Raw genomic sequence first — 23,960 nt, forward strand, 5'->3', positions numbered from 1 at the left:
CCGAACCGCATCCACTGTCCGGCACCGGGACCGCGCACCTGAGGGCGACGGACACTGGCAGGACCGCCTCGTTTTCGAAGACGACATCCGACCTCGCTACTCAGCGACCGCATCCGCCGACTTCGACCCCAGCTACGTCGGCGAGCACTGGGACGAAACTACGGACCCGACCGCTGGCCACCGCCCTTGCAGCCGATCCGAACCAACCAAAGAGGCCACGCAATTGGCTGTGACCCGTTCCCGTTTGGCATGGCGACGGCCTGGATCTGAGCTACGCCACCAACGTATCTATTCGGAACTGGGAACGAGCGGCGCGACAGAGAGGGCGGGCCTCGGCTTCGTGCGGACGCGGAGGGGGATGCGTAGGTAGCCGAGCCAGGAGAAGTCGAAGCGACGCAGAACCGTACGGCGGGCCAGGGCGAGGAGGACCGCGGCACCGGTCACCGCCATCCAGGCCGGCATCGGGTAGAGGGCCAATCGTTCACCCAAACCGAAGTGGAGTGTCTGGGCGAGCATCAGGATGGCCCCGACAACTCCGACCAGCGCGCACAGAGCGGACCACAACGCGACCACCCGACGCTCGTGCCAGAGGTGCCAAGCGATGAGTACGAGAACCACGTGTCTGGCGACGAAGCCGGGCATCACTGCAGCCCAGTGCATGATAGTTCCGTCGTTCGCGGGGAACAGTCCCGTCGCCGCGGTACTGACTGCGATGATGACGGCGAGCGAGAGGATCCACTTCTTCGACCGCCCGTTCCGGATGTGTCGATGCAAGAAGTACGCGCCTACCAGCGTCAGCACTCCCAGCGCGACGAAGGTCGAATTCATGACGTCGTGCATCGGTGAGCACGAGTCCACCTCGCAGCTGGTTACACCGAGCGAGCTGATCGAGTTCCGCGCGAAGCTGTAGGGTGTGCTCCACGCCGAGGCTGTGAACAGCTCTGCCAGCACGTAAGCGAAGCTCAGCACCCATGCGGTCCCGGCTGCAGCGTGGCGCAGATTGTGCGCAGAGCTCGGGGAGGTGATGGTGTGATCCTTCTGGCGAAGCGGACGAGGCCGGAGGGTCGACTGTACGTGGCCAACCTGAGAGCACACCCAGTCCTGGGCTACCGAGCTGGTCTGAGATCGATCAGAACCTGGACTTCCACGGCGAGGCCGGTGAGGGCAGAGGCGCACGTGGTGCGCAGGTGCGCCGCAGACTCCACGAGCTCCTCGTGTGCGACTCCGCTGTTGTCGGTGACGCCGGAGATCCTGAGTACGCGCTGCTTCTTGACCTCCAGTACCCGGCCGCTTGCGGAGGCGATTCCAGGAGTGGACTCGAACTCGGCTGCCGCATTCTGTGCAGCCGACACGAGGTCGACACTGGCATGTTCGTCGTTCTCACTGACCAACCGGGCAGGCTGGCGTCTCGGCCGGTGGGCGTACAGCCACCGAAGACCGATGACCAGCGCCAGCGCGGCGGCAGCGGTCAGAGCCCACGGCCACCACGCCGTGTCGGCCCAGCTGCCGGGTGACCACGTCTCGAACGTTCTGCGGGCATCGTGAACCTGATCCGGAAGTTGTCCGCGCTGCCACGCGGCAGCAGCTGCACCGATAGCCATGAGCACGGCGCCGACGACGACGGTGGCCAATCGATCGAAGACAGCGGCACCGGTACCGATGGACGAGATCCGTGTGCGTCCCGGGCGCCGCCCGAGCCATACTCCCTCGGAGTCGGACAGACGGTGTGTCTTCTTTCGTGGCAGAAGGGCGAGGACGACGAGTATCAACCCCAGTACTGCGATAGCGATCCCGACCGGTAGCAATGCCGACGACACAGTCGAACCGACGAGTGTGTCGAGGAGGGGGCTGATCCATGCGGTACCCGAGATCGCGCCGAACTCGACGAGAGCGTCTCGCCCGAAAATGATGCCGAGAACGCACAGGGCAACTGCAAGAAGCACCGCGATCGGTGTCGCCCTCGGCGCTGCTTTCGGGGTCACTCGACTCTCCTGGTGGTAGTGGAATTACGTTCGGGTGCAACGTAATGAACGCGGACATCGATCGTGTCGACGTCGAGGCCACTGGCCCGGACGAGGTCCTCGGACACTGCGGTACGAATACGAGATGCGACGTCGGCGATCGGCGTCGGCCATCGCGTTGCGGCCTCGACCGTCGCCGTGACCCGTCCGCTGCGCACGGAGGCCTCGACGTGTGGAAGCGTGCGCGCCGTCAATCCACCGGCAACGCGTTCGACACCCGAGACACGTCCGGCTGCGATCTCGGCGATACGCGTGACGACGCGCTCCCGTACTTCGAGGGTGCCCCGCGTAGCGTCGCCGCCTGGTTCGCTATCGGTCATGCCTGCGTCCGCGAGAGAACGCCGACACGTCGAGTTCGCCGTCGATGTACCGGCCGACGGCGAAGCCGGCTACAGCGAGGACGACTGCGAACAGGAATCCGGTGAATCCGCCTGCTGCAGCCGCGATCGCCAACAGAAGTCCTACGAACAAACCGATGGTCGAAGTCGTCATGATGTGATGTTGCTCCTGGCTAGATCTCGAAGTAGCGCTTGGATCGCACCCGGTTGAGGGAGCGTACGACTGCTGTTGTGGCTGAACGCTTTCGGTGCTTCCACACGCTGCGTCGAAGAGTGATGGGTTCGAGCGTGGCGGGCGCCGTGCCGAATGTGGCGGGCGCCGGGACGAACCTGCGTTCCACGGCCGCGAGTTCGGCCGCGTAGACGTCGGGGTCTCCCCCGACGTCCGGGTGATGTGCGCGGGCAACGGCTCGGCGAGCAGCCGTGTGTTCGGCAGATCGGGTCATACTCGAACTACGTCCTCCACGGTCACGTGAACGGGCCCGGCCGACAGCGCACTGACGGCGGTACGGATCGCATCGGCCGTCTCACGAATCGAACTACCGGCGGCGACAGACACATGGACTTCGACGCCGTCGTCGCCGATCCGGATACCCGACACCCGCCTGCCCGGCAGATACGTGGCCGCTTCACCGAACATCCCGCCGTGCAGGCGGGCAACACCTGATATCGCCAGCACTGCATCGGCAATGACTTCGGAGATGTCGGGTTGCTCGGTCACTGAACTCGAGTTCCCGTGACTTCCTGACCCTCGTCGTCACCTTCGTCGAGGAAGACATCGTGCACGACGATGTTGACCTCGGTGACCTCGAGGCCGGTCATCCGTTCGACGGCGGTGATCACGTTGCGACGGATGCCTGACGCGAGATCGGCGATGGACACGCCGTACTCGGCGACGATGTCGATGTCGACGGCTGCCTGGCGCTCGCCGACCTCGACCGACACACCCTGTGACTGGTTGACGCGCGCACCCGGAATCCGCTCGCGCAGAGCGCCGATCGCGCGGGACGTGCCGCCGCCGACGTCGTGGACACCCTCGACCTCACGTGTCGCGATTCCGGCGATCTTCGATACGACCGTGTCGGCGATGGTGGTCCGCCCGGTGGTGCTCACGAGCGCGGAATCGGTCCTGGGAGTCACTGCAGTCTGCGAAGATGCGGCGTCCGACTTGTCCAGTGTCTGGCTGCTCATTGTTTCTCTCTCTTCGAGTGCGATTGTGTCGGAAGTAGGTCGTACCCAGAATCCGAAAGAGCACGCCTGAGTCGGGTGATCTGGGACACAATGCGCCATCCCTGGTAGAACGGTGTCGTGAACGACGAGGCGTTGCGGACGGACCACGTCCTCGTCAGCAACGCAGCTCTCGGCGACACCGATGCGTTCGAGCAGATCGTTGCGCGGTACGGCCCTGAGATGTTCCGCTACGCAAGCAACATGCTGTCCGATCACGGTGCTGCCGAGGAAGTGGTGCAGGACGCGTTTGTCGCAGCGTGGAAGGGTCTGGACACCTTTCGGGGCGATTCGAAGCTGCGGACCTGGTTGTTCTCGTTGGTGTCCCACAAAGTGGTGGACCACCGGCGCAAGCGAGCCGTGGCGCCCGCCGAGGACTGGATCTTCGAGCGAAGCAGCACCGATGCCACCGGAGACCCGGAGAAGAGCGCGACGGCCGAGAACTTCATGGAAGATCTCGGCCGTGCCTTGGCCGAGTTGCCGTATCGCCAGCGTGCGTGCTGGTTGCTGCGTGAGGTCGAAGGGATGACACATCCGGAAATCGGGCAGATCATGACATTGTCGGCTGGTGCAGTTCGCGGGCAGCTGCAACGAGCACGAACAACTCTGAGCGAAAGGTTGGCGGCATGGCAGTGATGCGACGATGACGCCGGACCCCGACTCGATTCTGGACCGGGCGGCCCGCGAGCTGCGGGACGCACCCGAGGAACCGCGCTGGGTGGACATCAGCAGCTCGATCATTTCCAAGGTCCGAGCCACGACGCGACGCACGTGGCCGGTCGACGCGTCGTATCCCACGTCTCCCGTGGGCCGCGAGGCCGATTCGCTGCGCGTCAGCGACCAGGTCGTTCGCAGAGCAGTGCTTGGGGCGCTCACCGGCGTTCACGGATGCCAGCCGACCGACATATCGCTCTATCTCGACGATCACACGTGCACCGGAATGTCGATCGCCGTCGTCGGTGCCTACGGCAGCGATCTGCAAGCGGTCGGGAACGATCTGGCGCGCATTGCCATCGGCGTGGCGGCGGACACCCTCGGGGTCCCGCTGGTCCGTTCGGACGTCGACGTTCGCGTCGACGACATCGACGTGTAAGAACTTCGTCAAGAACCGCTGCTGAGGGCGTAAGCGCTACGTAAGGAACTCGTCTGCGGCCGGGACGAGAGCCGATGCTTGCCCGATGACTGAAATCGTGCTTGTGGGTCTGGCTGCACTAGCCGTGATCTACCTTCTCGTGGCGCTGCTCGATCCAGAGAAGTTCTGATGGGCGGCCTCGAGATCCCCATCGTGATCGCAGTGCTCGCCGCTGCGTATGTGCCACTAGGTGACTACATGGCCCGGGTGTTCGACGCTCCCCGTGACGGCCGCGTCGAGTCGATGCTCTATCGACTGTGCCGCATCGATCCGAAGGCCGAGCAGACCTGGGTGGGATACGCCACGAGCGTGCTTGGATTCTCCGCCGCGAGCCTGATCGTGCTCTACGTCCTGCAGCGCATCCAAGGGGTGTTGCCGCTGAACGGTGGACTGCCAGGGGTGAGTCCGCTCGTGGCGTTCAACACCGCCGCGTCGTTCGTCACCAACACCAACTGGCAGTCCTACGTTCCAGAGACGACCATGTCGAACCTGACGCAGCCCCTCGGGCTGGCGGTGCAGAATTTCCTTTCCGCCGCTGTCGGATTGGCCGTCGCCGTTGCGCTCGTCAGAGGGTTCGTACGGGTCCGCTCGCGCGGTGAGATCGGCAATTTCTGGGTCGACCTGACGCGGGGGACGCTGCGGATCCTGCTCCCGCTGTCCTTGCTGGTTGCTCTGATCATGTTGACCCAGGGGGTTGTTCAGTCGTTCTCGACCGGATTCGTCTCTACCGGAGTCGACGGAACGACGGTCAAGAATGCACTGGCTCCCGTCGCGTCGCAGGAGTCGATCAAGGTAGTCGGAACCAACGGTGGTGGCATTCTTGGCGCCAACTCGGCGCATCCGTTCGAGAATCCCACTCCGCTGACGAACGTCGTGCAGATCATTGCGCTGCTGTTGATTCCCGTTGCACTCACCAGGACGTTCGGGACGATGGTCGGCAACCGGAAGCAGGGGCTGACTCTCCTGGCCGTCATGGCGGTGCTGTGGGGTGGACTTCTCGCCGTCACGCTCGCGGCCGAATCGGGTGCGCGTGGTGTCGCGGCGCAGGCTGCAGGCGCCATGATGGAGGGCAAGGAAGTTCGGTTCGGGATACCTGGATCTGCGTTGTTCGCAGTATCCACGACCGGAACATCCACTGGTGCAGTCAATTCCGCTCATGACAGTATGTCGTCGCTCGGTGGTGGCGCGGTGCTGCTGAACATGCTGCTCGGCGAGATTGCGCCGGGTGGGGTGGGAAGTGGGCTGTACGGTCTGTTGGTACTGGCGATCATTGCGGTCTTCGTCGGCGGCCTGCTCGTCGGGCGAACCCCGGAATTGTTGGGCAAGAAGCTCGGTCGTCGGGAGATCACGATGGCCGCGCTGTCCGTGCTCGTCATGCCGGCGCTGGTGCTACTCGGCACGTCGATCACCGTGATTCTCGACTCCACGCAGGGTTTTCAAGGCAATTCCGGTGATCCTGGCACTGCAGGGGGGATCCACGGTTTCACCGAGGTGCTCTACGCGTATGCCTCCGCGTCCAACAACAACGGCAGCGCGTTCGGTGGTCTGACGGTGACGAGTGAGTGGTTCCAGATATCACTGGGTCTGGCCATGCTCCTCGGTCGCTTTCTTCCGATTGTGTTCGTGCTCGCGCTCGCAGGTTCGCTGGTCAAGTCCAAGCGCACCTCGGCAGACGTCGGAACGCTCCCCACCACTGGCCCACTGTTCGGTGGATTGTTGCTGGGCACAGTCGTTCTCGTGTCGGCTTTGACCTTCTTCCCGGCGCTTGCGCTCGGCCCTATCGCGGAGGCTCTTCGATGACCGGATTGTTGACCGCTGACGTTGTAGTCGGCGCATTCCGAAAGCTGGACCCTCGCCACCTCGCACGGAACCCCGTCATGTTCATCGTGTTCGTCGGTTCGATCGTCACCACCGTGCTCGCAGCCATGGAACCTACGGTGTTCGCCTGGGCAACGGCGGGCTGGTTGTGGTTCACGGTGCTGTTCGCCAACCTGGCCGAGTCGGTCGCCGAAGGTCGAGGCAAGGCGCAGGCCGCGAGCCTGCGAAAGGTCAAGCAGGACAGTTCTGCTCGACGCCGCGGCGCCGACGGTGTCGTGACCGAGGTGCGTGCTGCAGAGCTCTCGGTCGGCGACGAGGTGATCGTGTCGGCAGGTGAGGTGATCCCAGGGGACGGAGATGTGATCGACGGAATCGCCTCCGTCGACGAGTCGGCGATCACCGGCGAATCGGCACCGGTGGTGCGGGAATCCGGTGGCGACAGATCGGCAGTCACCGGCGGGACCACGGTGCTCTCCGACGAGATCGTCGTTCGGATCACTGCAGCGCAGGGAGAGACGTTCGTGGACAGGATGATCGGACTCGTCGAGGGTGCAAGCAGACAGAAGACACCCAACGAGATCGCGCTCAACATCCTCCTCGCGTCGTTGACGATAGTGTTCCTTCTGGCCGTCGTCGCAATCGGACCGATGAGCGTCTACGCCGGTGACTCGCAGAATCCGATCCGCCTGATCGCTCTTCTGGTGTGCTTGATTCCGACCACTATCGGCGCGCTGTTGTCCGCTATCGGTATCGCCGGAATGGACCGATTGGTGCAGCGCAACGTGCTGGCGATGTCGGGTCGAGCCGTCGAAGCAGCCGGCGATATCGACACGCTGCTGATGGACAAGACCGGAACGATAACCTTCGGAAACCGTCGTGCGACGGGTCTGCATCCCGCGCCGGGAGTCGACGCCGAAGAGCTGGCAGGTGCAGCTCGGTTGTCCTCGCTCGCCGACGGTACTCCCGAGGGCCGCAGCATCGTCGAATTGTGCTGCCGTGATTTCGGAATGATCGATACGGCCGACGACACCGAACGTGCGGGGGAGTTCGTCGCATTCACCGCCCAGACACGAATGAGCGGCATCGATATCGACGGCAGGAGTATCCGAAAGGGTGCGTCCGACTCTGTCGCTCAATGGGTTCGCTCGGCCGGCGGTTCGGTGGATCCCGCGCTCGAAGGTTCGGTCCACGACATCGCTCAGGCCGGCGGTACACCTCTCGTCGTTGCCGAAGCCCGAGGCGGCACCGTAAGGGCGCTCGGAGTCGTCGAGCTGTCGGACGTGGTGAAGCCGGGGATCGCCGAGCGATTCGGTCAGCTACGGGCCATGGGAATCAGAACCATCATGGTGACCGGTGACAATCCCTTGACGGCCAAAGCAATCGCCGCCGAGGCCGGGGTCGACGACTATCTCGCCGAGGCGACACCGGAGGACAAGCTCGCGCTGATCAGGAAGGAGCAGGACGGCGGCCGACTCGTCGCGATGACCGGAGACGGCACCAACGACGCCCCCGCCCTCGCGCAGGCCGACGTCGGCGTCGCGATGAACACCGGGACGTCTGCCGCCAAGGAAGCGGGGAACATGGTCGATCTGGACTCCGATCCGACCAAACTCATCGAGATCGTCGAGATCGGCAAACAGCTCCTCATCACCCGAGGCGCGTTGACGACCTTCTCGCTGGCCAACGACCTCGCGAAGTACTTCGCAATCCTGCCCGCAATGTTCGCGCCCCTCTACCCGCAGCTCGACGCGTTGAACATCATGCGGCTTGCGACGCCGGAGTCGGCGATCCTGTCCGCGGTCATCTTCAATGCACTCGTCATCGTCGCGCTGATACCGCTGGCGCTGAAGGGCGTGAAGTATCGCGCAGCATCGGCGTCGGCGCTGCTTCGACGCAACCTGCTGATCTACGGGGTCGGCGGCGTCGTGACGCCGTTCCTCGGGATCTGGCTCATCGACCAACTCGTTCGACTCGTCCCAGGGATCGGCTGATATGCGACTGTTCCGTAGTTTCCTTCGTCAGACACTGGCCGGCTTCGCAGTGCTGGCAGTGTTCACTGCACTTCTCGGAGTTGCCTATCCTGCGACCGTCTGGGTCGTCAGCAGGCTCGACATGTCCTCGGCGGAGGGTTCGCCGTTGCGAGACAGCAACGGATGCGTCGTGGGGAGCTCGTTGATCGGCGTCGACCCGCAGGTGCCGCCGGGAGAGCCGGACCCGTACTTCCACACGCGCACCACCGGATCGGTCGCCGACGACGACGCGTTCGCCCCGGGCGACCCGAGTGCCGCGCTCCCCACGAATCAGGGCCCCAACAGTGAACTGCTCGCGAAGTTCGTGGAGCAGCGCCGTGCGGCCATCGCACAGCGCGAGTCGGTGGATCCCGCGCAGGTTCCCGCCGATGCGGTGACCGGATCCGGATCGGGTATCGATCCGGACATCAGCGAGGAATACGCTGCCATCCAGGTGGCGCGGGTTGCGAGGGTCAACGGACTGAGCGAGCACGACGTGGAGGCGCTCGTCCGCGAACACACGCACGGTCGGCAGTACGGTGTACTCGGAGCAGTGGCAGTCGCCGTGCCGGAGCTGAACGTGGCGCTCGGGTTGACTGCCCCGTCGTGCGCGAGCGGAGAGGGATAGCCGACAGTGGAGCCAGGTGAGCTGCGAATCTATCTCGGCGCGGCTCCAGGCGTCGGGAAGACGCTGGCGATGCTGAACGAGGCGCACCGACGCATGGAGCGCGGGTGCGACGTGGTTGCCGCGGTAGTCGAAACGCACGGCCGCGATCGCACGGAGGCGGCGCTCGCTGGAATCGAGATGGTCGCCCCGATCGAGATCACCTACCGGGGCGTGGTTGTTCCGGAGCTCAACGTGGAGGCAGTGCTGGCCCGTAAGCCGGACCTGGTCCTGGTCGACGAGCTTGCCCACACGAACACGCCCGGATCACGGCACCCCAAGCGGTGGCAGGACGTGATGGAGTTGCTCGATGCCGGCATCGACGTGGTGTCCACCGTCAACGTCCAGCATCTCGAATCCTTGAACGACGTGGTTCGGCAGATCACCGGCGCCACCCAACGAGAAACAGTCCCGGACAGTGTGGTTCGCGGTGCCGCGCAGGTGGAGCTGGTCGACGTGACGCCGGAGGCTCTACGTCGCAGAATGAGCCACGGGAACATCTACGCGGCCGACAAGGTCGATGCGGCACTGAGCAACTACTTCCGTCTCGGCAACTTGACCGCACTACGCGAGCTTGCTCTGCTGTGGACCGCGGACCAGGTCGATTCCGCACTCGTGAAGTACCGCAACGACAATCGAATCACCGATACCTGGGAGGCCCGTGAACGCGTCCTCGTCGCGGTCACCGGTGGACCGGAATCGGAAACGTTGGTACGGCGAGCCAGTCGGATCGCGTCGCGGTCGAGTGCGGAACTGATGGTGCTGCACGTGGTCCGGGGCGACGGACTCTCCGGCGTATCAGCTCCGCAGATGGGTGCGGTGCGCACGTTGGCCGCTGCGCTCGGCGCCACTATGCACAGTGTGGTCGGCGAGGACGTGCCGACAACTCTGCTGGAGTTCGCCAGAGGTGCCAACGCGACGCAGGTGGTGATCGGGACCTCGCGGCGCTCGCGTGCCGCCCGAATTCTGGACGAGGGCATCGGCGCCGCGGTCGTGCAGAATTCAGGCACGATCGACGTGCACATGGTGACCCACGACGAGCGCGCGCGAGGCTGGCGACTCCAGGTCGGCCGTGGCAGTCGACGCGTGTTGTCGTGGATCGCTGCGATCGTGGTGCCGTGTGTGGCGACGGGCCTGTTGACCGTCCTGGATTCACGGCTCGACTCCACCGGAGAAAGTGCACTGTTCTTCATGGTCGTGCTGTGCGTCGCACTGCTCGGTGGCGTTGCACCTGCGGCACTCTCGGCACTGATCGCCGGGTTCTTGCTGAACTACTTCTTCACTGCACCGCGCTACAGCCTCACCGTCGCCGAACCCGAGAACTTCGTCGTCACCGTCGTCCTTCTGCTCGTGGCAGTTGCGGTGGCGGGATTGGTCGACGCCGCAGCCAGCCGCACACGCGAAGCCAGGTACGCATCCCGGGAAGCCGAACTGCTGACGTTGTTCGCCGGATCGGTGTTGCGAGGTGCCGATCTCGATGCGCTACTGGAGAAAGTGCGCGAGACCTACGGGCAGCGCGCGGTGCTGCTCGTCGAAGAATCGACGGGCGTGACCGTCGGTGCAGTCGGTGAGAAGACAGCAACGGAGGCGGATACCCGGATAGAAGCTCCAGGAGGGGACTTCACGATGCTGCTCGTCGGCCCCCGGACCCGCGCACGTGATCGACGGGTGCTTGCAGCCGTTGCGAATCAGGCTGCAGGGCTGGTGCGACAAGGCAGGTTGAGCGAGGAGGCCAGCCGCGCCACCGCGCTCGCCGAGGCGGATGTGCTCCGGCGTGCTCTGTTGTCCGCCGTCAGTCACGATCTGCGCACTCCCCTTGCGGCCGTCAAGGCGGCGTCATCGTCGTTGCGCAGCACCGACGTCGAGTTCTCCGCCGAGGACACCGCCGAACTGCTCGCCACCATCGACGAGTCGGCGGATCAGTTGACCTCGCTGGTCGGCAACCTTCTCGATTCGTCTCGTCTGCAGGCCGGGGTCGTTCGTCCGGCACTCGCCCCGGTGTACGTCGAGGATGCAGTCCAACGCGCGCTGATCGGCACGGCAGCGTCGGCCGACACGGTGCACGTCGACGTCGGAGACACACAAGTTCTTGCCGACGCCGGACTGCTCGAGCGCGTGCTCGCGAACCTGGTGGACAACAGCGTCCGACACGCAGCCGGAAGTGTGATCAGAATCGGAGCAACACAACTCGGAGACCGAGCGTCGATCACCGTGGCGGACACTGGGCCTGGAATCGCACGGGGATCCGAGAAGACGATGTTCGACGCCTTTCAGCGTCTCGGCGACCGCAACACCACCACCGGGGTGGGACTGGGACTGTCCGTCGTCCGCGGATTCGTCGAAGCCATGGGAGGCCGTGTCGACGCTTCGGACACACCCGGCGGTGGACTGACGATCACCGTGGACCTGCAGGCTGCACCATGAGCGAGACCGCACGGATCAGAATCCTCGTCGTCGACGACGAACCCCAGATCGTTCGGGCCCTGCGTATCAATCTGAAGGTGCGCGGGTACGACGTGGCGACCGCTGCGTCGGGAGCCGAAGCGCTGCGGGTGGCGGCGAACTTTCATCCCGAGATAGTCCTACTCGACCTCGGCCTACCCGATTTCGACGGCATCGACGTCATCGGCGGGTTGCGCGGGTGGACCGACATTCCCATAGTCGTGTTGTCGGCGCGAACCGATTCGGCGGACACCGTCGAGGCGCTCGACGCGGGCGCGGACGACTTCGTCACCAAGCCGTTCGAAATGGATGCACTGCTCGCTCGCTTACGTGCAGCATTGCGGCGTGGGCCACGGGCGGTGGAAGATGCTGTGGTGGTGACGGATTCGTTCATCGTCGACCTCGCGGCGAAGAGAGTCACCCGCGGCGGTGAGACGGTCCATCTCACCCGCACCGAGTGGGGAGTGCTCGAGCTGTTGGCGCGCAACCGTGGAAAACTGGTGTCGCAGAAAGAAATTCTGCAGACAGTGTGGGGTCCTCGGCATGAGCGTGAAACTCACTACCTGCGAATCTACCTCGGCCAACTACGGCAGAAGCTCGAGGACGATCCGTCGCATCCTCGGCATCTGCTGACCGAAACCGGCATGGGCTATCGATTGGTGTGACTACCCGCCACCGGCACTGTCTCAGGAGGCTGTTGTGGCGCTCTGCTTCAGCCAGTGTTGTAGTGGCGCAGGCCTTCCGTACAGGTAGCCCTGCGCGAAGCGGCAATGAAGGGCCTCGATCGCGTGAGCCTGCTGTTCGGTCTCGACGCCCTCGGCGACGATGGAGACCGGTAGCGCGCGCGCCATCGCAGCGATTGCCGATACCAGTGATCCGCCGGTGTCCGTCGTGCCGATTTCGGCAATGAACGAGCGGTCGATCTTGAGCAGCCCGATCGGGAGCTCACGGAGGCGACTGAGCGAGGAGTACCCGACACCGAAATCGTCGAGAACAATCAGCACGTCCATGGCGGCAAGTCGGTCGAGAATAGCTTTGGCGGCGTATACGTCGTCGATGAGCGCAGTCTCGGTGACTTCGAGCGCCAGATCGGAGCCCTTGAGTCCGAGTTCGTCGAGGAGCTTTCCGACGATCCCCGGCAGCGAGTCGTTGCGCAATTGCACAGGTGAAATGTTGACCGACATGGTCACGTCCTGGCCCTCGGCGCGCAGTACCGCCAGGTCCGTCAGCGCAGTGCGAAGAACCTCTTCGCCTATTTCACCGATGAGATCGGTCGATTCCGCGATGCCGATGAACTCGCCGGGTCCGCGCAGTCTGCCGCTGTGGCGCCATCGGACGAGTGCCTCGTAGACGACGGTCTTTCGAGTGGAGGTCATCACGATCGGTTGGTAATGGACTTCGAGTTCACCACGTCGGACGGCACCGCGCAGTGCGGTGGCTGTTTCGATCGCAGCTGTCGAAGCTGCCCGGAGCGACTCGTCGAAGAATTCGATCCGCGAGGCACCCTGCGATTTGGCGTGGTACATCGCGGTGTCCGCCTCGCGGATGAGATCGTCCAGTTCGTGAGCGCGGTGGGTGGTGGCAGCGATTCCGATGGACGCGGTGATGTAGGCAATGGCTGCACTGAGGACGAACGGTTCCGCTATCCGATCGATCAGCGACCGAGCCAGCGATTCCATCTCGGGTCGCGTGCAGCGGCCGATGACGATGAATTCGTCGCCGGCGTAGCGGACGACAGTGTCCGACGAACGCACGGTTGCGCGGATACGGTGTGCTGTGGCCGCGATCATCTCGTCGCCGACGCGATGACCGTACGAATCGTTGACCATCTTGAAGTTGTCGAGGTCCACGAACAGGATGAAGATGCGGCCCGGTTTGTCGAGTGCGCCGAGTCGAGTGAACTGGTCATCGAGCATCGTTCGGTTGGGAAGCCCGGTGAGAGGGTCGTGAGCGGCCCGATAGCGGGCGTCGTCCTCGCTGCGTTCCATGAGGCTCATGGCGCGTTCGCCGCGAAGGAAGCTGCCGATGAGGATGGCCGAGAGCAGCGTCGACCGGACGACCAGGTCGGGTGTGGACACGGCGGTTCCGAGGACTGGTATCGCCGCGGACACGGACAGCATCACGATCAGGAACGTGGTGCGGCGGCGTTGGCGTGGTGCCGCGCGCTGACGCTGCGACATCGTGGCCATCTGTGGGTCGAGTGCGGCGAGTGCCAGGGATGCGTATCCGAGCAGGTAGATGCCGTCGAGCAGACCGGGCGACAACGGTGAGCCACGCGAGAGAAAGTGCGCGTAGGCGATGTCTCCGGCGAATACGGCCAACAACGCCAGCAGAAGCAGTCGTAGCGAGGTGTTGCCGCGTCTGGAGGACATGAGAAGGTACGCGGCCAGGGTGATCATGCCGGCGTCGATCGCCGGGTAGATGCCGTTCAGTACAGCGGTGGCCGTATCGCTCTCGGTGTTCAGCAGCGGCGAGATCAGCAGCACCCAGGAGAGGAACAGCGCTCCGAGCGCGATCAGGCCTGCATCGATCAGCGGGGTGATGTCGTCGCGTGAGCGACGCTCGAGTATCCACCGCGCCAGGGCAGTGCCGATGAGAACGTAGCCGGACAGCATGAACGCGTTCGACAGAGTGGTGACGCCCAGGGGATAGATGCTGGGATCGCCCCGCAGACCGACACCGACGAGGAACAGGGCGGCGGCCGCGAACAGGCACCACCAGGAGGTCGAGTCGGCAGGTTTGTACCGGCGAATCCCCACACTGATCGCGACTATCGATCCGAGGGCGAAGGTGCCGAGGACGGCCGAGCGAATGGACGCACTTCCGACGTAGAAGACGACGCTCGCCGCGAGAATTACCGAGCCGAGGCCAACCAGCCTGGGTGTCGGAGCGAGCAGGCGCTGCAATGGGTGAGCCTTCGTACTCATCGAAGGCCCCCTCAACTGTGTCGTAATCCTCAACTGATGTTGTAATCCACGAATCTACTGTGCTCTGGAGATTACTGCAGGACCCTTTGAACGCGCGTGCCGCTGCGATGAGTTTCCCGGATTCGCCAGGTCGAAACGTAGACCTGATTCTTCTATTACCTCACAGACAGGAGTTTGTCATGACAATCTCTGCCCCTACGAAAATGGGCGTACCTGCCTCGACCCGCCCGCGTTCTGTGCTGTTTTCCGTCGGTGCGTCGCTTCTCGCCAACCTCGTCCTGTGGCTCGTCGGCCTCGCCGCCGGAGGATCCTTCGAGCTGACCGACGGCGGGACGACGACGCCAGTCGCGCCCGGTGGCGTGGTGATGCTGACAGTCGTCCCGATCGTGGTCGGTATGGGGCTCGCGGCACTGATCTCGCTTCGGTGGATAGGCGTGATCAGGATTGCGCAGGTTGTCGGAGTTCTCGCTCCGTTGGGGACGATCGCGATGACTGTCGACGCCGATTTCGACGCCGCCACCACGGTGACGCTCGCGCTCATGCACGTGGTCATCGCAATCGTCGTCCCGATCGGGTTGGAGTCGATGCGACGCGGCGCGGCGTAAATTGAAGGTATGAGTGCAGCGGACGACGTACCAGGGCAGGTTCGCGCAATGGTCGGGCAGAGCTATCGGATCGACGACGTCTATGTGGTGGGCAAAGCCAAGGTAGCCGAGTTCGCGAAGGCAGTTCAGAACTTCCACCCGGCACATCACGACACCGACGCCGCGCGGGATCTGGGACACCCGGCTGTGCTTGCCCCTCCCACGTTCATGTCGCTCATCGCGTTCGTAGCGCAGCGCCGCTTGTTCGAAGAGGCGTTCAGTTGCTATTCGATGCCGCAGATCCTGCAGGTCGATCAGCGGTTCTCATTTCACCGGCCGCTCTGCGCAGGCGATCGACTGAGCTGTGAGGTGACGCTGGTCTCGGCACGTCGGGCCGTCGGAGCAGATCTGATGGTGGTGGAGAACGAGATCTTCGACCAGCGTGATCAGCCGATTCTGACGGCGTCGACGACGATCGCCGCATCCACCGAGGTGCGGGCTCCGGACGAGTTCATGACCATCGTCGAACAGATCATGATGGCCGGTACCGCCCCGGCGTCATAGTTCTTCGTCAACTCAGGGTTGACGCGCGGTGTGCGTCAACCTATGGTTGACGAATGACAGAACCCACGCAGGTCACCGTTCCCATCCGACTCGACGATCTCATCGCCGCCATCAAGAAAGTGCACGACAGCGAGCTGGAACAACTGTCCGACGCGGTGGGCGCGGCCGACCATCTCGGTGAACTCGCCGATCACCTGATCGGACATTTCGTCGATCAAGCTCGCCGATCCGGTGCGTCCTGGACCGACATCGGACGCAGCATGGGCGTCTCCAAGCAGGCCGCGCAGAAGCGGTTCGTGCCGAAGGGGTCGGAGCCCGATCTGGACCCCAATCAGGGATTCAGTCGGTTCACCCCCCGGGCGAAAAACGTGGTCGCAGCGTCGTTGAACGAAGCGCAGGCTGCGAAGAACGCCGAGATCGTGCCCGCGCACATCGTGCTCGGGCTGCTCTCGGAGCAGGAGTCGCTCGGGGCGAGATTTCTCCTGTCCTCCTCGCGTACCGAAACTTCGATCCGAGAGGCTGTCTCGCCGCTGTTGCCGGAGCGAGTTGCGGAGCCGCCGGTGCTCGTTCCATACGACGCCGGTTCGAAGAAGGTCATGGAATTGACCTTCCGCGAAGCGCTTCGGCTCGGGCACAACTACGTCGGAACCGAACACATCCTCCTGGCGCTCCTCGAATACGAGGATGGCACAGGTGTACTCGCCGAACTCGGCCTGGAGAAGGGAGCCGTGGAGAAGGAGCTGGTGGCGGCCCTCGCGCAGTTCGAGGCGTGAGGAGTTAGAGTCGCGACTGTGTCGTCGATCGAGGTCTTCGCCCAGTCCTCCGACACGATGCAATGGCTACTGGCCGGCGATGCGGCCGTCCAGTACCAGACGAGGCGAGACATTCTGGACGACGAGCGCCCCGATCTCGAGCAACGGGTCACGCTCGACGGGGATGCCGCGGGGATCCTGTCCGCGCAGGGACCCGACGGACACTGGGGACGCGGCTTCTACCAGCCGAAGTGGACATGCAGCCACTACACGCTGCTCGAACTTCGTGACCTCGGAGTCATGCCGACACACCCCGCCTGCGTGAAAACGGTCGCACTGCTCACTCGAGAGAAGGGCGCGGACGGTGGTGTCAATCCGGCCGGAAGCGTGAAGCAATCGGACGTCTGCATCAACGGGATGTTTCTGAGCTACGCCTCGCACTTCCGCGCCGAGGCCGCCGCGCTGGAGAGTGTGGTGGACTTCGTTCTCGGTCAGCAGATGGCCGATGGTGGATTCAATTGTCGATCCAATCGTTCCGGCGCACGCACCGCATCCGTGCACTCGACGACCAGCGTCATCGACGGCCTCGCCGAATATCTGGGCCGGGACTACGCCTATCGCTCGGGTGACGTGCTGAGTGCACTGCTCGCGGCGACCGAATCGCTACTGTCGCGCCGTCTGTACCAACGACGCTCGGACCACGAACCGATCAGTGCTGAGTTCACCAGGCTGCATCACCCCGCACGGTGGCATTTCGACGTCCTTCACGGCCTCGATGTCCTGCGTGCTGCGCGAATCCCGTGGGATCCGCGATTGGAGGACGCTCTGCGCGTGGTCGAGAGCAGACGCCGACGCGATGGCCGATGGGTTGCCGCATCCCAGTATCCCGGCCGGACCCACATCGAATACCCACCTGCACGCTCGCCGAGTCGGTGGGTGACCCTTCGCGCGCTACGAGTGCTTCACGCTTATCGACCTCAACGGGAGCTGCTCTGACAGCGCCTACGAAGACGGGACGGCGGCCCGCGCGTCGACGGCGAACCTGACGTCCTCCTCGATGAGACTGCCGTTGACTGCGCCGCCTACCTTCGAGCCGGCCGCGGCCGAGCCGATCAAATTCTCGGTGATTCCAACGACGTTGCCTGCCGCGAGGACGCCGGCGACGGATGTGGCGCCGGTCGGATCCGCAGCCAGTGCGCTACCCATCGAGTGTTCACCCATCATGACGTCGGTGACCTCGAGTCCGAGTCCGAGAAGGAGAGACGCGTTGGCAGCGAAGTAGGGCTTCACGACGACCGCATCGATCTCGACGGTTGTTCCCGACGCAAGCTTCACACCGACGAGCGTGTCATCGGCGACGATCAATTTGCTCACCGTTCCGGTGACGACGCCGATGTCGCGAGCTGCCAGCTTCTCGTATTCCTCGTCGGTCGGTTCGAAGTCCTGGGCGAACAACACGACTCGGTCCGTCCACTGCCGCCACATCAAGGCCTGGTGCACGCCGAACGCGCTGCCGATGATTCCCACCCTGTCTTCGCGAACTTCCCAGCCGTGGCAGAACGGGCAGTGCAGCACTTCTCTGCCCCACCGCTCGGCCACGCCAGGGATATCGGGAAGCTCGTCGGTCAATCCGGTCGTGATGAGCAGTCGTCGGGCGTCGATCGAAGTGCCGTCGGCGAGGTAAGCGGTGAACTCGCCGATACTCCCGGTGACGGACTCGACGGATCCATCGCGGAATTCGGCGCCGTACCCGAGTGCTTCCGTGCGTCCTCGCTTCACTAGTTCGAGAGGCGAGATCCCCTCCGCGCCCAAATAGTTGTGGGCATGTGCGGCAGGCAAATTGCGCGGAGTTCCGGCGTCGACGACGAGTACACGCCGCCGGGCACGTGCCAGCGTCACTGCCGCGGAGAGGCCGGCGGCCCCGCCGCCGATGATGAGTACGTCGTAGCGCGGATTCGATGTCATAGGAGCCACTATGGTCGCCCGCCAACATTTCGGCAAGAAAAATTGCTGAAACAGCAAGGCGCATTCGCGCCGGTGCTGTGACTGTTCGGCATCGGGTGATCGGGCTCGGCGTCGGGCACCACGAGCTACGCAAGTACGGCACCCCGAAAGAACACCGAAACACCCACGGGCTCGATGTTCGGGGAATCAGTTCGTCGTTGGACGCCTTCTTCGGCGATGCGTCCGATTTGCGGTATCGACCAATCTGCCCGCCATGGAAAGGCCTGGTCAGCGAACCGTGGGCGACTTGAAGCCCGCCCTCGTCGGGTGTTCACTGGTCAGCGGGGAACACGACACGAGCGGGGAACATGTATCCAGCATCACGCGGCATCCGAGACGAGAAGGCGCTTCGACACGGGGACGTAGTGGCCGCGGCCCGACATCTAGGCAAGCGTGCCTTGTGTAGCGGCGTGCCCCTCGGCACCGTGGGAGTAGTCGTGGATATCGACTGGCTCGGTGATCTGCGTGTCGAGTTCGTTCTCGACGGCGATTGGTTCGAGCGCCGGTCGACCGCCGTGAAGGTAGTGGCTCCCTGTGACGTGCGGCTTGTCCGCGGGGTTGCAGAGCGGATGTCGGGCGCCTGATCGATCAGTCCGTGTCGGTGGCGGGTCCGTCGTGCGTCGCTCCTCCTTCGCCCGACCAGTCGCCGGACTCTTCGCCCTCGGCAGGGTCGGACTGGACGTCAGCCTCGGCGCCTTCCTGGTTCTTGCCGGCGTCTTCGGTGTGTGGGTCTGGCTGTGTATCGGTCATGACGTGGCCATACCCGCCCAGGGGTAACCGAAACGCTGCCGGTCAGCGGGCGACGATATCCCGCAGGCGCTCGGTGTCGGAATCGGTCCAACCCTCGGGTTGGAGGATTTCGGCCCACAGCTCGACGGAGTCCTCGCCGTAATTGTGCCCGTAACCCTGCGGCACGTCGGTGGAAAACACCATGTCGAAAGTCGTCTGCCAGAACGTCACGAACGGAAACCAGCGGACCCCTGGATCGACGTCGACACCGCGTTCCTCACGCAACCAATCCGGTTGATGCAAAACAAGGTTGGGTGACCACCAGGTGATCGGATCCGACGCGTGCTGCCAATACACCACGCGGGGTTCTGCCCAGGGAGTACCGATCTCGAGATCGTCCGGCCGACCCGCGAAGCGTACGTAGCGCCCGTCGTCGACCACCGGCAGTATCTCGCGGGACCCGGCGTCACGATCGGCGGTGATCTCGGACCACTGCTTCGTGAAGTTGGGATTGCCCACCCACAGAGCGCCGTCTGTTCGTGCGGCCATGTCCCGGGCCCCGCCGAACGCGTCCTGCCCGCCGTAGGCGCCGAGGCTCTCGCCGAATGTCACGAGCTTCGGACGGGATTCCTCCGGTAGTTCCTGCACCGCGTCGTACACCCGCTCGAACAGTGCTCGTCCGGCCTCGCGAGGTGAATCTCGATCGGCCAGAAAGGCTATCGGGCTCGGAAGGAAGGAGTACTGCATCGACGCGATAGCAGTGTCCCCGCCGTACATGTATTCGAGCGGTCCGGCGACAGATTCGTTGACCCAGCCGCGCCCGGTCGTCGTGGCCACAGCCAGTACGGCCCGATCGAAAGCGCCGGTTCGCTCCAGTTCGGCCACCACACGATCTGCAGCTTCGTCGATCGAATCCACGTCGGCTGCGCCGACATACGCGCGTATCGGCGTCAATGCGGTTGTCCCGGTGAAGCTCTCGATCTCCTCGGCCGTCGGACCCGAGGAGACGAAGCGGCGCCCCTCCATGCCCAACGAATCCCAGTCCTCGTACGACTCTTCAGACCCGGAGTTCTCGGGTGCACTCGGCTGTTCGACGCCCGGATGGCTGCCCTTGTCGGCCAGCTCGGAGGAGCTTGCGATCGCTGCGATCAGCACGTTGTTCACTGCGCCGTTGAGCAGAAAGAGGGTGAGAACGGCTACGACCGCGACCCCGATGCCCTTGGCGATCGGAACCGGTACGAATCGCGTGCAGAGCGCGGCAAGGCTTCTGGCGCACCAACGCAAACCACGGGCGATGAACAGAAGTAGAACGGCCACCACTAGTGCAACGAGAAGAACCGCGACATAGAGGATGCGGCCGCCGCCCTCGTAGTCGACTTCAACAAGCTTCCGAACGATCTGCTGCCACCACGAGCCGAGAATCAGGAACAGTGGGAAGACAACGATGGCGGTGCCGGCAAGTGCCCACCAGCCGTATCGCTTGCTCGCGTCCGACCAGTTGGGACGTATTCCACACGCATGTCCGATCCACACGAGGAGGCAACCGAGGCCATAGCCGGTTGCGACGCTGATGCCGGTGGCCACGCCCTGCAGATACCACGCTCGGGGCAGCAGGGACGGCGTCATCGAGAACGCGAAGAAGACTATTGCGAAGAACAACGCCGCGGGTTCGAGGCGTGCGAAGAACCGTCGCAGCGTGTGCATCGTCATATGTTAGAGGTGACGGGCACCAGGAGCCTGCTGAATGGCCACCGGGTACCCGTCACCCTTCGATGCCGGTCGGACCGATCAGAGGCCGAAGGGCAGCGTTCCCGGCTGCAGTTCGAAGCCACTGCTTCCTGCGGAGATACTGCCGACGCCGCCGAGGATCTGATTGATGAAGTTGGTAAGCATGAGTCATCCCTTTTTCGTATGCACGGTGAACCCGATCGAGGCTACCGGCAGTTCAGGACGACCGACAGGTCGTAGGACCTGTCGGGTACCTGTGAATCGTGCTCGGCGCGGGTAGCGTCGGATGCATGCGCCGCGCGGTGGTAGGGCTCCTGTGTGTGGCGGCACTTGTGTCGTGCTCCACAGGTTCCGCGCAGAATGTGGAGCCGGTGGAGCCCGCACCCGCTCTCGATTACGTCGCCCTCGGTGATTCGGGCGCCTCGGGGCCGCTGATTCCGCAGTCGACGGGAACGGCTGGGTGCCTGCAGTCGGATTCGAACTATCCGCACGTTCTGGCTGGGCTGATCGGGGCGCGATCTTTCGTCGACGTGTCGTGCTCAGGTGCGCGCTCGGAGAACATCGCCACCGACGTGCAGTCGACCAACAGCGGGCCGATTCCGTTGCAGATCGACGCGTTGTCCGAGGAGACGGATCTGGTGACCATCACGATCGGTGGTAACGACGTCGATCTCGTATCCTCGGCACGCGGATGTGTCAACTTCTCGCCGGAACCGTCCGGAAGTTCCTGTGCCGACGCGCTGACTGCGGGCGGAACCGATGTCATCGGCGACGCGATAACGGAGGCGGCGCCGAATTGGGGGCAGGTCCTCGACGCCATCGCTGGTCGAGCGCCCAACGCAGACATCGTGGTGGTCGGGTACGGCACGTACGTACGGCCCGGTGGCTGCTACGGAACTCAGCCGGTGTGGGCCCGCGACGCCGACTACCTTCAGGCGAGCGTCGATCGGTTGAACGACGCCCTGGCCGAACAAGCCGAAGACCACGGCGCACGATTCGTCGACGTGCGGCCGGTCAGTATCGGCCACGACGCGTGTGCTGCACCCGACGAGCGGTACCTCGAAGGTGTGATCCCCGCCAACCCGGCCGCGCCGCTGCATCCCACGGCTGCCGGAATGGCCGCGTTCGCCCAGGTTGTCGCCGATTCCCTTACTCTGAGCTGACTGCGCCCAACGGGGGGTGCACACTCACTCGGTAGGTGGTCTTGTCATGGCATCGCTCGACGAACTTCTCGCACAGATTCCGATCGACCAGATAGCGTCCAAGCTCGGTGTGGACGAAGAGACGGCACGGTCTGCCGTCACTCGCGCGTTGCCGACTCTCGTCGGCGGGCTCGAGGCCAACGCGCAGGACCCTGCGGGTGCCGCGTCCCTGGAAAATGCTCTGCAGCAGCATAGTTCGTCGTCACTGCTGGACGGTGGCGTCGATATCGATCAGGTCGACGAAGCTGACGGCGCGAAGATCGTGTCGAATGTGTTCGGAGACAAAAAGAGCGACGTAGCCAGTGCGCTCGGCGGCATCAGCGGGGGCGCAGACAGCGGACTCGTCGCCAAGGTCCTTCCCATTCTTGCGCCGATCGTGTTGGCGTACCTGGCGAAGAGATTCACGGGCGGCCAAGCAGGCGAGTCTTCCGGGGGTGGGCTCGGAGATCTACTGGGCAGCGTGCTCGGCGGTGGCGGATCCGGCGGCTCGGGCGGGCTCGGCGGCGTCCTGGGTGGAATTCTCGGCGGTGGATCCGGTGGATCCGGTGGTTCGGCAGGCGGGCTCGGTGACCTGCTCGGCGGACTACTCGGTGGCGGCAAGAAGTAGGCGGGTAGCCAGGATCGTAGAACTGGACCGTTACAACCATCGGTATCGGTGCCAGTCTTGCTCGTATGGTGTCCACGACTGCAGTTGCCGGTGTGTTCGCGGTCGCGTTGGCGATGGTGCTGACTCCCGGACCGAACATGGTGTACCTCGTCTCACGCAGCATCTCTCAGGGACGCGCCGCCGGTCTGGTGTCGCTCGGAGGCGTCGCGCTGGGGTTGGTTGTGTACGTCATCGCAACCAACCTCGGCCTCGCGGCGCTGTTCGCGGCCGTCCCGACGCTGTATCTCGCGATCAAGATCGCCGGCGCGTGCTACTTGATGTGGCTGGCGATCTCGGCGGTCCGGGGGTCCACGACGGTATTCGAAGTCACTGGCTTGCAGCAGGATTCGAATCGACGGCTGGTCACGATGGGGCTGCTGACGAATCTGCTCAACCCGAAGATGGCCGTCATGTACATCTCGATCATTCCGCAGTTCGTCGATCCCGCAGCGGGTTCGGTGCTGCTGCAGGGCCTCGTACTCGGTGGGGTACAGATTGCTGTTGCGGTGAGCATCAATGCGCTGATAGTGCTGGGTTCAGGCTCCATCGCACAGTTCCTCGCGGTGCGTCCGAGCTGGATCAGAGTGCAGCGCTACGTGATGGGAACGGTGCTGGGACTACTTGCCGTTCGGCTCGCGACCGACGGAAGCCGCCCGGCTCCTGCGTGATCGTCGCTTCTCCTTTGCGCGTGGACGAACCGATCCGCCTCCCCTATCCTGAGCCGATGAATGTCGCGATTGTCGTCTTGATCGTGGTTGTCGTCGTCGCCCTCGTTGCGGCGATCCTGATCGTGACGCGAACAGCGCTGCGTCGCGTCGCTCTGTCGTCCGGTCGAATGATTGCCGAGAACTTCTCCGAGAAGGACATCGTTCTATCCGACCCGGCCGCGAACTTCTTCGGCCTCGCATCCAAAGGGGGACGGCAGGTCCGCGGCAACGGCGCCCTCGTCCTCACCTTGCACGTACTGTGGTTTCGTCGGATCGGTTCGACGAAACCGCTCGAAATACCGTTGACGACAATCGAATTCGTCGACATCGTTCGATCGCACGCCGGTAAGTCCGTCGGGCAGGATCTGCTCCGGGTGGGATTCGGTGGCGACTCTGCGGCCTGGTACGTCAACGATCCGCGTGCGTGGATCGACAGCATCAGGCCGCAGTAGTTCTATTCCGCAGT

At 64.0% G+C, this 23,960-nt stretch carries 29 protein-coding genes; 18 read left to right on the top strand and 11 right to left on the bottom strand.

Annotated elements, in window-relative coordinates:
* Positions 1-288: 288 nt before the first annotated feature.
* From A2J03_RS06490 to A2J03_RS06520, 7 genes are all read right to left on the bottom strand, one after another.
* Positions 289-969, bottom strand: coding sequence for a DUF998 domain-containing protein (locus A2J03_RS06490; protein ID WP_442971326.1), 681 nt, complete (start codon positions 967-969; stop codon positions 289-291).
* 137 nt (positions 970-1,106) lie between these two features.
* Complete coding sequence (locus A2J03_RS06495) at positions 1,107-1,982, bottom strand: hypothetical protein (protein ID WP_068371003.1); 876 nt, start codon at positions 1,980-1,982, stop codon at positions 1,107-1,109.
* Positions 1,979-2,341: an Asp23/Gls24 family envelope stress response protein gene (locus A2J03_RS06500; protein WP_068371006.1), complete on the bottom strand. Its 363-nt coding sequence runs from the start codon at positions 2,339-2,341 to the stop codon at positions 1,979-1,981. The genes A2J03_RS06495 and A2J03_RS06500 overlap by 4 nt, the downstream gene beginning before the upstream one ends.
* Positions 2,331-2,513 carry a DUF2273 domain-containing protein gene (locus tag A2J03_RS06505; RefSeq protein WP_068371009.1) on the bottom strand — a complete coding sequence of 61 codons (183 nt, stop codon included), beginning with the start codon at positions 2,511-2,513 and terminating at the stop codon, positions 2,331-2,333. The genes A2J03_RS06500 and A2J03_RS06505 overlap by 11 nt, the downstream gene beginning before the upstream one ends.
* 19 nt (positions 2,514-2,532) lie before the next feature.
* Positions 2,533-2,805 (bottom strand): hypothetical protein, encoded by a 273-nt coding sequence (locus A2J03_RS06510; protein WP_068371012.1) that lies wholly within the window; start codon positions 2,803-2,805, stop codon positions 2,533-2,535.
* The gene (locus A2J03_RS06515; protein WP_068371015.1) at positions 2,802-3,080 is read right to left on the bottom strand and encodes an Asp23/Gls24 family envelope stress response protein; all 279 of its coding nucleotides are present in this window, start codon (positions 3,078-3,080) and stop codon (positions 2,802-2,804) included. Before A2J03_RS06515 ends, A2J03_RS06510 begins: the two co-directional genes overlap by 4 nt.
* On the bottom strand, positions 3,077-3,550 hold the full coding sequence (locus A2J03_RS06520) for an Asp23/Gls24 family envelope stress response protein (RefSeq protein WP_068371018.1): 474 nt from the start codon (positions 3,548-3,550) through the stop codon (positions 3,077-3,079). The genes A2J03_RS06515 and A2J03_RS06520 overlap by 4 nt, the downstream gene beginning before the upstream one ends.
* Positions 3,551-3,667: 117 nt before the next feature.
* Between A2J03_RS06520 and A2J03_RS06525 the strand changes: the two genes are divergently transcribed.
* From A2J03_RS06525 to A2J03_RS06555, 8 genes are all read left to right on the top strand, one after another.
* Positions 3,668-4,222, top strand: coding sequence for an RNA polymerase sigma factor (locus A2J03_RS06525; protein WP_068371021.1), 555 nt, complete (start codon positions 3,668-3,670; stop codon positions 4,220-4,222).
* A 7-nt stretch (positions 4,223-4,229) separates the two neighbouring features.
* Positions 4,230-4,679 (top strand): hypothetical protein, encoded by a 450-nt coding sequence (locus A2J03_RS06530; RefSeq protein ID WP_068371024.1) that lies wholly within the window; start codon positions 4,230-4,232, stop codon positions 4,677-4,679.
* A gap of 85 nt (positions 4,680-4,764) precedes the next feature.
* Positions 4,765-4,848 carry a potassium-transporting ATPase subunit F gene (locus A2J03_RS29795; protein WP_082897646.1) on the top strand — a complete coding sequence of 28 codons (84 nt, stop codon included), beginning with the start codon at positions 4,765-4,767 and terminating at the stop codon, positions 4,846-4,848.
* Entirely contained in the window at positions 4,848-6,518 is a 1,671-nt protein-coding gene (kdpA, locus tag A2J03_RS06535; RefSeq protein WP_068371027.1) for a potassium-transporting ATPase subunit KdpA, read from the top strand. Before A2J03_RS29795 ends, kdpA begins: the two co-directional genes overlap by 1 nt.
* Positions 6,515-8,527, top strand: coding sequence for a potassium-transporting ATPase subunit KdpB (kdpB, locus tag A2J03_RS06540; RefSeq protein ID WP_068371030.1), 2,013 nt, complete (start codon positions 6,515-6,517; stop codon positions 8,525-8,527). The genes kdpA and kdpB overlap by 4 nt, the downstream gene beginning before the upstream one ends.
* Position 8,528: 1 nt before the next feature.
* Complete coding sequence (locus tag A2J03_RS06545; RefSeq protein WP_068371033.1) at positions 8,529-9,173, top strand: potassium-transporting ATPase subunit C; 645 nt, start codon at positions 8,529-8,531, stop codon at positions 9,171-9,173.
* Positions 9,174-9,179: 6 nt separating this feature from the next.
* Positions 9,180-11,633 carry a sensor histidine kinase gene (locus tag A2J03_RS06550; protein ID WP_068371036.1) on the top strand — a complete coding sequence of 818 codons (2,454 nt, stop codon included), beginning with the start codon at positions 9,180-9,182 and terminating at the stop codon, positions 11,631-11,633.
* Positions 11,630-12,316, top strand: coding sequence for a response regulator (locus A2J03_RS06555; RefSeq protein ID WP_068371039.1), 687 nt, complete (start codon positions 11,630-11,632; stop codon positions 12,314-12,316). The genes A2J03_RS06550 and A2J03_RS06555 overlap by 4 nt, the downstream gene beginning before the upstream one ends.
* A gap of 21 nt (positions 12,317-12,337) precedes the next feature.
* Here the strand turns inward: A2J03_RS06555 and A2J03_RS06560 are convergent, their stop codons facing one another.
* On the bottom strand, positions 12,338-14,578 hold the full coding sequence (locus A2J03_RS06560) for a putative bifunctional diguanylate cyclase/phosphodiesterase (protein WP_231912395.1): 2,241 nt from the start codon (positions 14,576-14,578) through the stop codon (positions 12,338-12,340).
* A gap of 203 nt (positions 14,579-14,781) precedes the next feature.
* Between A2J03_RS06560 and A2J03_RS06565 the strand changes: the two genes are divergently transcribed.
* Genes A2J03_RS06565 through A2J03_RS06580 form a run of 4 tightly spaced genes read left to right on the top strand, consistent with a single transcriptional unit; the run spans position 14,782 to position 17,474 of the window.
* On the top strand, positions 14,782-15,183 hold the full coding sequence (locus tag A2J03_RS06565) for a DUF6069 family protein (RefSeq protein WP_156520244.1): 402 nt from the start codon (positions 14,782-14,784) through the stop codon (positions 15,181-15,183).
* A 9-nt stretch (positions 15,184-15,192) separates the two neighbouring features.
* Complete coding sequence (locus A2J03_RS06570; RefSeq protein WP_068371045.1) at positions 15,193-15,726, top strand: FAS1-like dehydratase domain-containing protein; 534 nt, start codon at positions 15,193-15,195, stop codon at positions 15,724-15,726.
* Between the two features lie 53 nt (positions 15,727-15,779).
* Positions 15,780-16,499, top strand: a complete 720-nt coding sequence (locus A2J03_RS06575) for a Clp protease N-terminal domain-containing protein (protein ID WP_068371048.1) — start codon at positions 15,780-15,782, stop codon at positions 16,497-16,499.
* A gap of 18 nt (positions 16,500-16,517) precedes the next feature.
* Positions 16,518-17,474 (top strand): hypothetical protein, encoded by a 957-nt coding sequence (locus A2J03_RS06580; RefSeq protein WP_231912396.1) that lies wholly within the window; start codon positions 16,518-16,520, stop codon positions 17,472-17,474.
* A gap of 6 nt (positions 17,475-17,480) precedes the next feature.
* Here A2J03_RS06580 and A2J03_RS06585 read toward each other — a convergent pair whose 3' ends face one another.
* Positions 17,481-18,443: an NAD(P)/FAD-dependent oxidoreductase gene (locus A2J03_RS06585; RefSeq protein WP_068371051.1), complete on the bottom strand. Its 963-nt coding sequence runs from the start codon at positions 18,441-18,443 to the stop codon at positions 17,481-17,483.
* Positions 18,444-18,520: 77 nt separating this feature from the next.
* Between A2J03_RS06585 and A2J03_RS06590 the strand changes: the two genes are divergently transcribed.
* Positions 18,521-18,733 (top strand): hypothetical protein, encoded by a 213-nt coding sequence (locus tag A2J03_RS06590; protein WP_156520241.1) that lies wholly within the window; start codon positions 18,521-18,523, stop codon positions 18,731-18,733.
* A gap of 57 nt (positions 18,734-18,790) precedes the next feature.
* Positions 18,791-19,066 carry a hypothetical protein gene (locus A2J03_RS06595; protein ID WP_231912397.1) on the top strand — a complete coding sequence of 92 codons (276 nt, stop codon included), beginning with the start codon at positions 18,791-18,793 and terminating at the stop codon, positions 19,064-19,066.
* 4 nt (positions 19,067-19,070) lie between these two features.
* Here the strand turns inward: A2J03_RS06595 and A2J03_RS30920 are convergent, their stop codons facing one another.
* Both A2J03_RS30920 and A2J03_RS06600 read right to left on the bottom strand, forming a co-directional pair.
* Positions 19,071-19,232, bottom strand: a complete 162-nt coding sequence (locus A2J03_RS30920) for a hypothetical protein (RefSeq protein WP_197480642.1) — start codon at positions 19,230-19,232, stop codon at positions 19,071-19,073.
* Between the two features lie 42 nt (positions 19,233-19,274).
* Positions 19,275-20,915 (bottom strand): alpha/beta hydrolase, encoded by a 1,641-nt coding sequence (locus tag A2J03_RS06600; RefSeq protein WP_068371104.1) that lies wholly within the window; start codon positions 20,913-20,915, stop codon positions 19,275-19,277.
* 395 nt (positions 20,916-21,310) lie between these two features.
* On the opposite strand from A2J03_RS06600, the gene A2J03_RS06605 reads away from it, so the two are divergent.
* The 4 genes from A2J03_RS06605 (at position 21,311) to A2J03_RS06620 (ending at position 23,946) form a co-directional block, all read left to right on the top strand.
* Complete coding sequence (locus A2J03_RS06605; protein WP_231912398.1) at positions 21,311-22,102, top strand: SGNH/GDSL hydrolase family protein; 792 nt, start codon at positions 21,311-21,313, stop codon at positions 22,100-22,102.
* A 46-nt stretch (positions 22,103-22,148) separates the two neighbouring features.
* Positions 22,149-22,748, top strand: coding sequence for a DUF937 domain-containing protein (locus A2J03_RS06610; RefSeq protein ID WP_068371060.1), 600 nt, complete (start codon positions 22,149-22,151; stop codon positions 22,746-22,748).
* A 65-nt stretch (positions 22,749-22,813) separates the two neighbouring features.
* Positions 22,814-23,455: a LysE family translocator gene (locus A2J03_RS06615; RefSeq protein WP_068371063.1), complete on the top strand. Its 642-nt coding sequence runs from the start codon at positions 22,814-22,816 to the stop codon at positions 23,453-23,455.
* Between the two features lie 56 nt (positions 23,456-23,511).
* Positions 23,512-23,946 (top strand): hypothetical protein, encoded by a 435-nt coding sequence (locus A2J03_RS06620; RefSeq protein ID WP_156520242.1) that lies wholly within the window; start codon positions 23,512-23,514, stop codon positions 23,944-23,946.
* The last annotated feature ends 14 nt before the right edge of the window (positions 23,947-23,960 follow it).

Source organism: Rhodococcus sp. EPR-157, from assembly GCF_001647195.1.
Lineage (GTDB): Bacteria > Actinomycetota > Actinomycetes > Mycobacteriales > Mycobacteriaceae > Rhodococcoides.